The sequence below is a fragment of the Oceanotoga teriensis genome, from assembly GCF_003148465.1.
Classification (GTDB): Bacteria; Thermotogota; Thermotogae; order Petrotogales; family Petrotogaceae; genus Oceanotoga; species Oceanotoga teriensis.
Window position 1 is genome coordinate 22,901 of the sequence record NZ_QGGI01000025.1, and the last position, 10,932, is coordinate 33,832.

Annotated in this window: 14 protein-coding genes and 2 tRNA genes; 4 read left to right on the forward strand and 12 right to left on the reverse strand. The window is 27.5% G+C overall.

The features are described 5' to 3' along the window. Nucleotides 1-39: 39 nt before the first annotated feature. The 10 genes from C7380_RS12250 to C7380_RS12295 form a co-directional block, all read right to left on the reverse strand. A tRNA-Ser gene (locus C7380_RS12250) sits at nucleotides 40-128 on the reverse strand. Nucleotides 129-452: 324 nt separating this feature from the next. After that, a complete protein-coding gene (locus C7380_RS12255) occupies nucleotides 453-935 on the reverse strand; it encodes a hypothetical protein (RefSeq protein WP_109606348.1) in 483 nt (160 codons plus the stop codon). 11 nt (nucleotides 936-946) lie between these two features. Further along, on the reverse strand, nucleotides 947-1,744 hold the full coding sequence (locus C7380_RS12260) for a hypothetical protein (protein ID WP_109606350.1): 798 nt from the start codon (nucleotides 1,742-1,744) through the stop codon (nucleotides 947-949). After that, nucleotides 1,734-1,988, reverse strand: a complete 255-nt coding sequence (locus tag C7380_RS12265) for a carbon storage regulator (RefSeq protein WP_109606352.1) — start codon at nucleotides 1,986-1,988, stop codon at nucleotides 1,734-1,736. Before C7380_RS12265 ends, C7380_RS12260 begins: the two co-directional genes overlap by 11 nt. 1 nt (nucleotide 1,989) lies before the next feature. After that, entirely contained in the window at nucleotides 1,990-2,454 is a 465-nt protein-coding gene (gene fliW, locus C7380_RS12270; protein WP_109606354.1) for a flagellar assembly protein FliW, read from the reverse strand. A gap of 71 nt (nucleotides 2,455-2,525) precedes the next feature. After that, the gene (gene flgL, locus C7380_RS12275; RefSeq protein WP_109606356.1) at nucleotides 2,526-3,410 is read right to left on the reverse strand and encodes a flagellar hook-associated protein FlgL; all 885 of its coding nucleotides are present in this window, start codon (nucleotides 3,408-3,410) and stop codon (nucleotides 2,526-2,528) included. A gap of 12 nt (nucleotides 3,411-3,422) precedes the next feature. Then, nucleotides 3,423-5,876: a flagellar hook-associated protein FlgK gene (gene flgK, locus C7380_RS12280; RefSeq protein WP_109606359.1), complete on the reverse strand. Its 2,454-nt coding sequence runs from the start codon at nucleotides 5,874-5,876 to the stop codon at nucleotides 3,423-3,425. A gap of 2 nt (nucleotides 5,877-5,878) precedes the next feature. Further along, the gene (flgN, locus tag C7380_RS12285; protein ID WP_109606361.1) at nucleotides 5,879-6,361 is read right to left on the reverse strand and encodes a flagellar export chaperone FlgN; all 483 of its coding nucleotides are present in this window, start codon (nucleotides 6,359-6,361) and stop codon (nucleotides 5,879-5,881) included. A 2-nt stretch (nucleotides 6,362-6,363) separates the two neighbouring features. Beyond that, nucleotides 6,364-6,633 (reverse strand): flagellar biosynthesis anti-sigma factor FlgM, encoded by a 270-nt coding sequence (locus C7380_RS12290; RefSeq protein ID WP_109606363.1) that lies wholly within the window; start codon nucleotides 6,631-6,633, stop codon nucleotides 6,364-6,366. Between the two features lie 115 nt (nucleotides 6,634-6,748). Next, nucleotides 6,749-7,396: a peroxiredoxin gene (locus C7380_RS12295; protein ID WP_109606365.1), complete on the reverse strand. Its 648-nt coding sequence runs from the start codon at nucleotides 7,394-7,396 to the stop codon at nucleotides 6,749-6,751. Between the two features lie 230 nt (nucleotides 7,397-7,626). Between C7380_RS12295 and C7380_RS12300 the strand changes: the two genes are divergently transcribed. After that, complete coding sequence (locus tag C7380_RS12300; protein WP_109606367.1) at nucleotides 7,627-8,811, forward strand: hypothetical protein; 1,185 nt, start codon at nucleotides 7,627-7,629, stop codon at nucleotides 8,809-8,811. Nucleotides 8,812-8,836: 25 nt separating this feature from the next. Here C7380_RS12300 and C7380_RS12305 read toward each other — a convergent pair whose 3' ends face one another. Both C7380_RS12305 and C7380_RS12310 read right to left on the reverse strand, forming a co-directional pair. Beyond that, the gene (locus C7380_RS12305) at nucleotides 8,837-9,109 is read right to left on the reverse strand and encodes a stage V sporulation protein S (RefSeq protein WP_109606369.1); all 273 of its coding nucleotides are present in this window, start codon (nucleotides 9,107-9,109) and stop codon (nucleotides 8,837-8,839) included. Between the two features lie 52 nt (nucleotides 9,110-9,161). Continuing rightward, nucleotides 9,162-9,238: transfer RNA gene (locus tag C7380_RS12310), tRNA-Arg, on the reverse strand. 200 nt (nucleotides 9,239-9,438) lie between these two features. Here C7380_RS12310 and C7380_RS12315 point away from each other — a divergent pair. From C7380_RS12315 to murI, 3 genes are read left to right on the forward strand one after another with little or no spacing between them, the layout of a single operon-like run. Then, a complete protein-coding gene (locus C7380_RS12315) occupies nucleotides 9,439-9,738 on the forward strand; it encodes a hypothetical protein (RefSeq protein WP_109606371.1) in 300 nt (99 codons plus the stop codon). Nucleotides 9,739-9,754: 16 nt separating this feature from the next. Then, nucleotides 9,755-10,057: a cell division protein ZapA gene (gene zapA / locus C7380_RS12320; RefSeq protein ID WP_158274908.1), complete on the forward strand. Its 303-nt coding sequence runs from the start codon at nucleotides 9,755-9,757 to the stop codon at nucleotides 10,055-10,057. A 7-nt stretch (nucleotides 10,058-10,064) separates the two neighbouring features. Further along, on the forward strand, nucleotides 10,065-10,838 hold the full coding sequence (murI, locus tag C7380_RS12325) for a glutamate racemase (protein WP_109606375.1): 774 nt from the start codon (nucleotides 10,065-10,067) through the stop codon (nucleotides 10,836-10,838). The last annotated feature ends 94 nt before the right edge of the window (nucleotides 10,839-10,932 follow it).

Below are 10,932 nucleotides of genomic sequence, written 5' to 3' on the forward strand. Positions count from 1 at the left end.
TAATAAAAAAGATGTGCATGATATGCACATCTTTTTTTATGGCGGAGAGAGTGGGATTTGAACCCACGAATGGGGTTGCCATTACACGCGTTCCAGGCGTGCGCCTTCGGCCGCTCGGCCATCTCTCCATAACCAGAAAATATTATAACATAAAAAGCTTTATTAGTCAATTTTTGACTGTATATTTGATGAGATTTTTTGTTAAAAAGGTAAAAAAAGGTGGGTATGCTTAGATCAATTAGGCATACCCATATAAGATCCCCAAATTCCCCCTGTTTCATTTTTTATATACATTTCCTTAAAGATTTTAACATTTTTTGTTATTTTTGTCAACTGTTTTTGAACATTATGTTTATTTTTAGTAAGTTTTAAAAGTTTGACGGCTTATTTTAGCATATAAAAAAGAAAAATGTGTTTATTTTGTAATAAACACATTCAATTACCAGAGAATACTAAAAAGTTAAGTTAAAGCCTAACATGAAATTGGGTTGAAAACCTTTTTTATTTAAATCTTGTAGAGATTCTTTTATTCCAATTTGAATTAAAAAATCTTTATTTATATAAAATCCAGTTCCAATTGTAAATATATATTTTTCAAAATTTGAAAAATATTTTATCGGTGTTTCTACTGCAAATCTCAATTCTAAATTGTTTATTTTTTCTTTTAGAACATTCAATCCAAGATGAATTTCATTAAGATTAAACTCTTTATAAGGTGTGAATACAATTTTTTCTATATCTTTTTCTATATAGTTATCCAATGCTATTGGAACATTTGCGAACATGAATAAAAAATCAACTCTTGTAAAATTATCGAAATAAAATCTTTCAGAATTTTCAAAATTATTACTTGAAAATTCTAAAGTTAATCCTATACTTTTTGAGAATGTCAGTAAAGATAAAAGAATAATAAATAAAATAAGAGTTTTTTTCATATTTTTCCTCCTCAAATTTTTCCGTCTTTATAAGTTTTGTTAAAAGCTTCTAAAGCCAGTTCATTTGCTTTTTCAATAGTTCTTTTTGTCATTATATAATATATAAATACATTTTCATAGGCACTTATTGCTTCATCAAAAAATAAATTGTTTTCATGATCTTTTATCTTTATTTCTAAGCCATTTTGAATTATTTTATCTTCATAAAATGATATATAATAATCACAAGTTATATTTTGAAGGTTTTTTCTATCTAAATTTCTTATAAAGAGATAATTGGTTGTAAATGAAGCATTTTCATAATCATAAAATTCATCTATATCTGTGAAAATTTTTCTTCCTTTTATATAATTAAAGTCTATTATTTTTGAGTTCCATTCTTCATATTTTATAAATATATGATTTATATTACATAAGGCTTCTTCAAGAAGTATAGGGTTTATTTCTTCATGAACTTTATTGATCTCAAAAAATTTTCTTTTTTCATCGATTATTCTTATTATATGATTATTTCCATTTTTATTTACACCCCAAGTCAGAGGTATTCCATTTTTATCAAAAGTTTTTAAAATCATGTTTAAATATACATCATCTCCTAAAAAAGTGAAAACTGTTGGAGTTAATTTATATTTTTTTAAATAAAAAGCAATTCTACCACCACTATCTCCAATTATTGTTTTTATTTTGGGGTTTTTTTTATTAAATATTAAATTTTCTATTGCAACACCACCAATAATAGCAATATCAGGTTGTGTTCTATTTGTAAAAATTGATAATGCTTGTTCTCGATATTCATACTCAATTCTCACTTTCAAGACTCCCATAAATATGTTTGCTTATATCTTTGATTTTTTCTATATTTATATTTATAGAATTTTTATTTTCTTTGACTATTTCTTCATACAATTCTCCTCTGTATATTTTGAATTCAGGTGGACCATCAAAACCAATTTTTATATTGCCTGGACCATCTTCCACTATTTTTATTTTTAATAGTTCTTTTCCAACTTTTATGATCAAAGTTTCACCTTTTTTTCTGGAAAGTATAAGCATGTTATTTCACATCCTTATTTGAATTGGATAAGTCCTTACTTCTTTTTATTTCAGTATTTAGATTATGTTTTATATTATAATCTGATTTTTCTATTAATACTTGAGCCCCTTTTTTTGTTTTATTGGAGATTAAAATTGGTGCAGCTAAGTTTATTGTTATATCTCCATTTTGTGGAATTGTTAAAATTGATAATAATACTAAATCTTCTTTATCTTCTATGTTTAAGTATTCTATGATATCTTCTGGAATATAAATATCATAATCAATTCTCACCATATTTGGTGGTAATACTGGTAAAGCAACATTTTCATCTTCTAAAGAAGCTAACCACATTATAGGTTTAGTTTCTTCTGGATTTAGGAGAGTAAATTTGTTAAGATTTTCGAATCCAGGAAGACCGTATTCAAAATTTATAATTCTATTAGTATCTATAGAAATTTTTCCGAGTTTTGTATTAAATTCCATAAAGTTCCCTCCTTGATTTTTATAAATTTAAAGGGAGGATTTTTCTCCTCCCTTTATTATACTTTAAATTACTATATAAAATCAATAAGACTTTTTGGTAGTATATTTGCAGCAGTTTTTAAGGCATTGTTTAAAATAACCTGCTGCATAGATAAATTCATTTGTGTTTCGGCAAGGTCGGCATCAGCCTCTTTTGAGAGAAATTCAGTATTAAAATATTTGAATTCTTCTATTCTTTTGGCTGAAAGATCTAAAAGTCTATCAACTGCACCAATTGAAGATAGATTTCCTAAAGCGGCATGTTGAATTTCTTCTATTGCTCCGAGTTCATTTTGTATGGCATCATGATCTTCATTTTCAATGGCATCTGCGAGTCTATCGATTAATTTAAAAGCTGAAGTACCACTTTTAGTAGTAAAAACATCGTATACAGTTTTTCCATATTCTACATCATAACCTCCAACTGATACTTTTTGATTTATGTTAGATATAGCTGGAGTTTGTATTTCTCCTGTTGGACTAACTGGAGCTGTATCAGAAGCAGCACCACCAAATATGTAACTTCCGCTTACTTTTGTATTTGCTATTGAAATTACATGATCTTTCATTTTTTTTAATTCTTGAACTATGGCTCCGCGATCCTCTTGGCTTAGAGAATCACTTGATCCTCTTACAGAAAGTTCTTTCATTCTTAAAAATACATTATTTAATTCTTGAACAGATTGATCATACATATTATTATAGCTTTTTGCAAGTTCTATGGATGATTTATATCTTTCCATCTGTCTTATTCTACTATCTAAATTTGATACTCTTGAGGCTATTGCAGCGTTGTCTGAAGGGTATAATACTTTTTTACCAGATGTCATCTGTTTATTTAATTTTGTGTATTTTTGTAATACTTTTTGCATATCAGCAAGAGCTGTACTCGACATATATTTTTCAGTTACTCTCATATTTTATCCTCCTTATCTTCCAACTGTTCCAAGGCTATTAACTATCTTTTCCATCATTTGATCTATTGCCGTTATAAATCTTGCAGATGCATTGAAAGCTTTTTGATATTTGATCATATTACTAACTTCTTCATCTATTGAAACACCTTGAACTCTATCTCTTTCTCCATCAATTTGTGAATGTAAAGCTTCTGCATTTCCTTTCATTTTTTCAGCAGTTTCTCCTTCTATACCCATTTCAGCTATTGTATTGGCTAAGAATCCACTAAATCCATCTTTTCCATCATTTAAAACTGCTAAATCTTTTATACCAGACAGTACATCCCATACTGATACATTTTTAGGCCCTACTGGTACATATTTATTAGAGTTAGTTAATATACCAAGATCTACTGAAAGGTTAGAAGGATTATCTTTTAATCCATCAGTTACTTCCATTCTATTCACAAGACCGATTTCATTATCTAATCTTAATATATCAGCTTTGTTGAACATATTGTTTATATCTTCCCATTTGGAGTCTGTAGATACCAATGTCATTTCATTTTCAGTTATTGGGGTTTTATCTATTAATCCAAGAGATTGAAATATGTTATCTTTACCAGAAATCTTTGAATTTTTCAAGTCAAAGTTTAAAGAAGCACCTGCTCTTAAAACAAATTTTCCATGAGGAGTTATAAAGGCCGTTACCCCAGTATTGGATTTATTTATTTTTTCTGCGAGATCTTTTAATGAATCTGTTCTCGTATCAAATTCTATTTTTATTCCATTTATCTCAATGCTTTCAGTTCCATTTACAGGATCACCATTTTTGTCTTTTATAAAGTTATTTAAAGTTGGATTTGAAGTATCTAAAACATCTACACTCACTTTTTCACCATTTGATAAAACACCTTTATCATCTTTTATTACAAGATTTTGCATAGATTTTTTGGCTACTTTATCTGTTGCAACTATATAAACATTATCTCCTTTTACTATAGCTCTTATATAATCATTTCCTGATGAATTGTTTATTGAATTTGCAAAGGTATTCAAATCTGTTCCATCTATACTGTTTATACTTATATTAGTTCCGCCAACTTCGAAAGAAATATCTCCACTTTTTAATCCTTCTTTATTTATTTTTATAGCTTGTACTGAAGATGTATTTAATCCCATTTTGCTGAGATAACTTCCATCAACATCATATATTGTCTTATTGACATCGCCATCAGATTCTATATAAAATTTTCCATTTTCATATTTTCCAGATAATCCAACAGAAGATAAATTACCGGCTGTTGAATTGGTTATTGTATTAGAATTAGAATCTATTAAATATAAATCATTATCTTTTATATTTGTTGAAGGATCTGAAGTGAAAGTGTTTTTTGAATAAAAATACTTTATAGGATTTGTAAATAAATCTTTAAATCCTGCCACTCTAAAAAATCTTGCATCTTCACCAGATTTTACAGCCTCAATACTTTTGAAAAAAGATGAGCCTGTTATCGTACCTGTTTTATCCCATCCCTCTTTGTGAATTAAATTTACTGTATCTACTAAATTTACAGCAAACTCATCCAATTTCCCCCTATATTTTGGTATGATTTCATCACGAAGTTCGAATAGAGCCTTCATTTTTCCATCGGCAAACTCTACTTGAGAATTATTAGAAAAAATTCCATAAGTTTCACCTTTTCCTGGTATCATCTCAGCATATAATTCTTCATAAACTCCACCATGAAGAATTGTCCTGTCTCCAAGACCAAGTGAAATTTCTCCTGAAGGCATTTGAGTTACTTTTATATTTGTTAAATTAGATAATTGATCTATAACTCTATCTCTTTCATCCAATAAATCATTTGGAGTTGAACCAGATATTTCAACAGATCTTATTTTATTGTTTAAATCAGCCACTCTTTTTAGATAGTTATTCATTTCATTTACTCTTGTTGCAATTTCATTGTTTATATCTTCTTGAAGTTGATCTAATCTGTAATCAAGATCTTTCATAGTATTTCCAAGTTCATCAGCTCTTGCAACTATCTGACCTTTAGCGGCTTCATTATTTGGATCTGATTTTAATTCTTCCATTGCAGACCAAAAATTGTCGAATAAAACTCTGATGCCATTTTCTCCAGGTTCACCAAATAATTGTTCAATGTAATGCATATTTCCATATATATTATCCCAATAATTTTTTCTATTATTGGTATTTCTATATTGTACATCTAAAAAAGCATCTCTAACTCTCTTTATATCAGCTACTTTAGAGCCGGTACCCATTTGTAATGGAATACTTGGTTGTGCAAGCGTAGGTATACCAAGAGGTGGTGTTGTCACTATAACTGCTCTTTGTCTTGAATATCCTTCAGTGTTGACATTGGACATATTATGACCTACTACATTCATAGCAATTTTATGAGTATAAACTCCAAGTAAACCCGTGTTTAAAAGTCCATGTAATGATATCCCACTCATTATTAACCCCTCCAAGTATTATTGGAACTATTAAAATTATTTTGATTATATCCTTTTTTACCATAAGTTGTTTTTCCAGTTTTTTCAATATTTGTCAATTTCATAAAAAGATTATTGAAGTTCATTTGAAAATTTATAACTTCATTTAACATATCTATATTCATCATAAAATCGTTTATTTTCTGGAAAAAATTAGCAAAAACAATAGCAGTTTCTGAATCTTTTACTTCCATGAACTCTACTATTGTTTTTATATTTTTATCTATATTATTTTCTTTTGAAAATATATCGATTAATTCATTTCTTTTTGAGTCTATTTTTTGAAATTCAAATGCAAGATCTTCAATTTCTTTTATTTTGGGAGATACATCATCAATTTTTTCTTTATCTGAAAGCAAATCTCTGAGTTCTTGAACACTTTTAGTCATATCATCTAGTAATATATTTTCTTTTTCTATTATTGAGTATATATTTTTATATATCAAAATTATTTACCCCCAAACATTTTGTTGACTATATTATTATGGTTTATTTCATAATTATTATTTTCTATTTGTTTTTTGTATTCTTCAACAAGATTTGTCCTAACATTTGGAAGTTTTTTTGCAAGTTCAATATATTGCATCGATTCGCCTGAAACATTTAAGGCATTTTTTTGATTTTCAAATTCATTATTAAAATTAGAATTTTCAGCTTTATATTTTTTATTGATCTTTTGATAGTTTAAATTATTATGACCTATTTTGTTTATATCCATTTCAATAACCTCCTCATAATTTCTTTTTCATAATATTATCGGACAAATTTTCAATACATTAAATAAATAAAAGGAGATGCATTTATGCATCTCCTAAAATAGGGATATAACTTTATTATAGCTTTTTAACTTTAAACCACCAATCATAGCCTTCAATTGTATCATCATTTCTTCTTTCTTGAGCAGTTTTATAATCTGCTGCTGGAGGAATTATTACTTTATCTCCCAATATTGAATTATTAGGCCAATTTTCTGGCATTGCAACTTTACTCTTATCGGCAACTTGTAAAGCTTTAACGGCTCTATATATTTCATCTATACTTCTTCCAGCTTCTTGTGGATAATACATCATTAATCTCATTATTCCATCAGGATCTATTATAAAAACGGCTCTTACAGTATTTGTACCTTTTGCCGGATGTAACATACCTAATTGAGAAGACACTCTGCCAAGTTCATCTGCAATGACAGGGAATGGTATTTCAATATTTAGATTATCTTTTATCCATTCAACCCATTTTATATGAGAGAAAACCTGATCAACTGATAATCCGATTAATTCAACATTTATATTTTTAAAATCTTCGGCTCTTTTTGCAAAACCAGCAAATTCTGTTGTACAAACAGGTGTGAAATCTCCTGGATGACTGAATAATATAAACCATTTTCCTTTAAAATCTTCTGGCAATTTCATTTTTCCAAAAGTTGTTGTTACTTCCATTTCAGGGAATTTTTCCCCTAATAAAGGCATCTTATTTTCCATTTTAATATCTCCCTCCTGATTTTGTTAATTTTTAAAATGATTTCAATTTCAATTAAATTATATAATCAAAACAGAAATAAGTCAAGTAACAAAACGATAATAATTTTTAAATTATGAAAAATAAAAAGATAATATTGTATTAATAGAAAAATGGTTTTCTTCTTTAAAAATATATTTAAATTATGTTATAATATAAAAAAGAAAGTAACCAATAAAAGGTAGGTGAAATAATGCAGTATATAAAAAAAATATTGGAATTGGTCAGTAGTTTGGGGACTCCTTCTTTTCATAGCCAGCTTGGAGAATTAATTAAAACAGAAACCAAAAGTACAAAAGTAGTTTTTATAAGATATATAGAAGATATGTTTATAATTTTTGATGCTCAAGGTGTTGTTCCTAAAAAACTTGAGTATATTAATTTAGATGAAGCTGTTCAAGAATTTGATCAGCTGAATATGTTTGAATTTTCTTTCAACACTTATATACTATGTGATGGTGAGTTTGAAGATTATGAAGTTATAGAACTTTTGAATAGATCTTTTGAAAAAGAAGAAGATCTGTATGAAAAAAACAGATTGGAAACAGTTATAGATAGATTATCTTATCAATTATCAGCTATTAAAGAACTTGTTTTAAGCCTTTCAGAACCTCTAAATGAAGAATCTTTTATAGAAATAGTTCAAAGTACTATTTCAGAACTTCTTTTTTCTTCAGCCATTACATATAAAGTAAATGCTATGAAAGCAAATAAAATATCCAATATAGGATATATAGATCTAGATATTGATAGTATTAAAATGGATGAAATACTTATTTCAAGTATTGAAATGAAATATGCTCTGATAATGGAAGATATTCAAGAATTAGAATATTTAAAAGAAAAGAAAGTAAAATCTATAATTCCTATAGGGGAACTTGATAATGAAGCTTATTTAATAATGGTAATAAGAGATACTAAAATAGATCCTGAAGAAAAATTATTTGTAGAAGCTATATTTAGAATAATACAACATTTTTATATAAAACAATTTGTAGAATTAATAGATTTTAAAGAACAAATAACTATGAAAACTCTGAGAATTTTACAAGTTTTCGATAATCTATTAGATATAGTTAAAAATCCTGTGAATTTAGAGAAAAAATTTATAGAAACTATAAATTATCTTTCAGAAGTTCATAATGTATCTTCAAGAAAATTAGCTCATGATTTACCAGTTGGAGTATATTCGAATAGAGAAATAAATGATATAGATTGTGATATGATGATCGTTTATACCTGTGAAGAAAATAGTTCGAATATGAAAGAGATATGTATAAATATAAGTGAAAATCATAAAGAAAATTATTTAGAGCTTTTAAATATAATGACTTTAATTCTTGAAAGCTATGAAACTGTTTTAGAATCAAAAAAATGAAAGGGGGAAAATCCCCCTTTTTTATTTATGGTTTTGGTTTAACGACAAATTTTATGGCTGTTCTTTCTTCCCCTTCGATGCTTACATCTGAAAAGGCTGGTACACAAACTAAGTCCACCCCACTTGGTGCGACATAACCCCTAGCAATAGCTACAGCTTTAACTGCCTGATTTACAGCACCAGCACCAATAGCTTGCAATTCAGCTTGACCTTTGTCTCTTATTATAGCTGCTAAAGCTCCTGCGACTGCTATAGGTTTTGAATTTGCTGCAACTTTAAGTATTTCAAGTTCTGCCATGAACATTACCCCCTTTTATACTCGTGTTGTGCAATATAGTATATCGTATACATGGCGCGTCTGGCGGGATTTGAACCCACAGCACTCGGATCCGAAGTCCGACGCTCTATCCATTTGAGCTACAGACGCAAATCATTATAAATTATACATTAAATAATGCTTTAAATCAAGTACTAATAGTTATCAAAGGCTTTTTGAATATTTTTTTGACTATCACATATAAAAAGATTTTTTCATTTATTTAATTTTTATTGCTTGTTTTATGATAATTCTAAGTATAATATGATATAATAAAATTGTTGATTATTATATTATGAGGGGGAATAAGAATGGAAGTTTTAAGAGAATTAGAAAAAATGATATCAAGCCTTGTAGAAAAGTATAATAGGGTTAAATTGGAAAAAGCAGATTTACAAAAACAGTATGATGAATTATTTGAAGAATTTGAAAAAATCTCAGAAGAAAAAGAAAATTTAAATCATGAATTATCAGAAATGAGAGAAAAACAAAGAGAAGTTGAAACATCTCTAACTCAAATAAAATCAGATTTGATCAATAAAATAGGTGAAGAATTTGAAAATAAATCTGAAACAAATGAGTATTCTCAAAATGCTGATATTCATAATTAATCGGTAGGTGATAAAATTGGCCGATTATAGAAGTGTAGAGATAGAAATTCTGGGAGAAACTTATAAATATAAAGTTGATGAACCAGAAGAGGTTATAAATAAAATTTTAGAAGCCATAAAAGTTGATGTTGAAGATTATTCCAAAAGTTTTGGAAAGTCTAAGGTTAATCATATTTTACTTTTGATGCTTTTAAATGAAAAATTAAATACTATAAAGGCTAAAAATCAGATTAAAGAGATTATTAAAAAGTTTGACTCTTTAGTAGAACCTCCAAAAAATGAAGATCAAACTAATGAAACTGTATTCTATTGGGAGTGAAATATAAATGAGAATAGGCTTTTTTGACTCGGGAATTGGGGGACTTACCGTATTAAAAAAAGTGGTTAAATTTTTTAATAACCACAATTATTTTTATTTTGGAGATACATTAAATGTGCCTTATGGTTCAAAACCAGAAAACTTTTTAATAGAAAATCTTGAAAAAACATTTGATTTTTTTGAAGATTTGAAAATTGATTTAGTTATATCTGCATGCAATACCTCTGATTCTATGGTTAAAAAAGGTCTTGTAAAGTTGAATAATAGATCTTTTGATTATATAAGTATAATAGATAGTGGAATAAAACAAGTAAAGAATGGAGAAAAAATATTATTGCTTGCAACTGAAAATACCATAAAAAGTGGAAGTTACAGAGAAGGTTGTATAAAAAATGGTGTCAAAAAAATAAAAGAAGTTCCTTGTCCTTTATTTGTACCTTTGATAGAAGAAGGATATTGGTATGGTGCCATGTCAGATTCAATAACGAGATATTATCTTCAAGATAGTGAAAATAAATATGATAAGGTCATACTTGGCTGTACTCATTATCCTATTTTAAAGAATCATATAAATAAAGTTCTAAATACTGATATAATAGATCCTGCAGATGGAGTTATTAATAGCTTAATAGTGGATAAAAAAATTCCATATATAAAGGGAAAAGCACATATAGAATTTTTTATAACTGGAAATGTGGAAAAATTTAGAATTCTTTCAAGAAGGTTTATGAAGAACATTAGATATTCTGCAAATTATTCTAAAATAGATACAAAAAAATAGGGTCTTCGGATTTTATAGTGGAATTATCTTTTTAAAGTTTAAAAATAATTAGTGTTCAAATCGGAATATCTGGTGGAATACTAAGTGTCATAAA

What these genes read in the sequence shown, in the direction of transcription:
- C7380_RS12255 (WP_109606348.1), bottom strand. Translation starts at nt 935, where the DNA reads ATGAAAAAAACTCTTATTTTATTTATTATTCTTTTATCTTTACTGACA.
- C7380_RS12265 (WP_109606352.1), bottom strand. Translation starts at nt 1,988, where the DNA reads ATGCTTATACTTTCCAGAAAAAAAGGTGAAACTTTGATCATAAAAGTT.
- fliW (WP_109606354.1), bottom strand. Translation starts at nt 2,454, where the DNA reads ATGGAATTTAATACAAAACTCGGAAAAATTTCTATAGATACTAATAGA.
- flgL (WP_109606356.1), bottom strand. Translation starts at nt 3,410, where the DNA reads ATGAGAGTAACTGAAAAATATATGTCGAGTACAGCTCTTGCTGATATG.
- flgK (WP_109606359.1), bottom strand. Translation starts at nt 5,876, where the DNA reads ATGAGTGGGATATCATTACATGGACTTTTAAACACGGGTTTACTTGGA.
- C7380_RS12290 (WP_109606363.1), bottom strand. Translation starts at nt 6,633, where the DNA reads ATGGATATAAACAAAATAGGTCATAATAATTTAAACTATCAAAAGATC.
- C7380_RS12295 (WP_109606365.1), bottom strand. Translation starts at nt 7,396, where the DNA reads ATGGAAAATAAGATGCCTTTATTAGGGGAAAAATTCCCTGAAATGGAA.
- C7380_RS12300 (WP_109606367.1), top strand. Translation starts at nt 7,627, where the DNA reads ATGCAGTATATAAAAAAAATATTGGAATTGGTCAGTAGTTTGGGGACT.
- C7380_RS12305 (WP_109606369.1), bottom strand. Translation starts at nt 9,109, where the DNA reads ATGGCAGAACTTGAAATACTTAAAGTTGCAGCAAATTCAAAACCTATA.
- C7380_RS12315 (WP_109606371.1), top strand. Translation starts at nt 9,439, where the DNA reads ATGGAAGTTTTAAGAGAATTAGAAAAAATGATATCAAGCCTTGTAGAA.
- murI (WP_109606375.1), top strand. Translation starts at nt 10,065, where the DNA reads ATGAGAATAGGCTTTTTTGACTCGGGAATTGGGGGACTTACCGTATTA.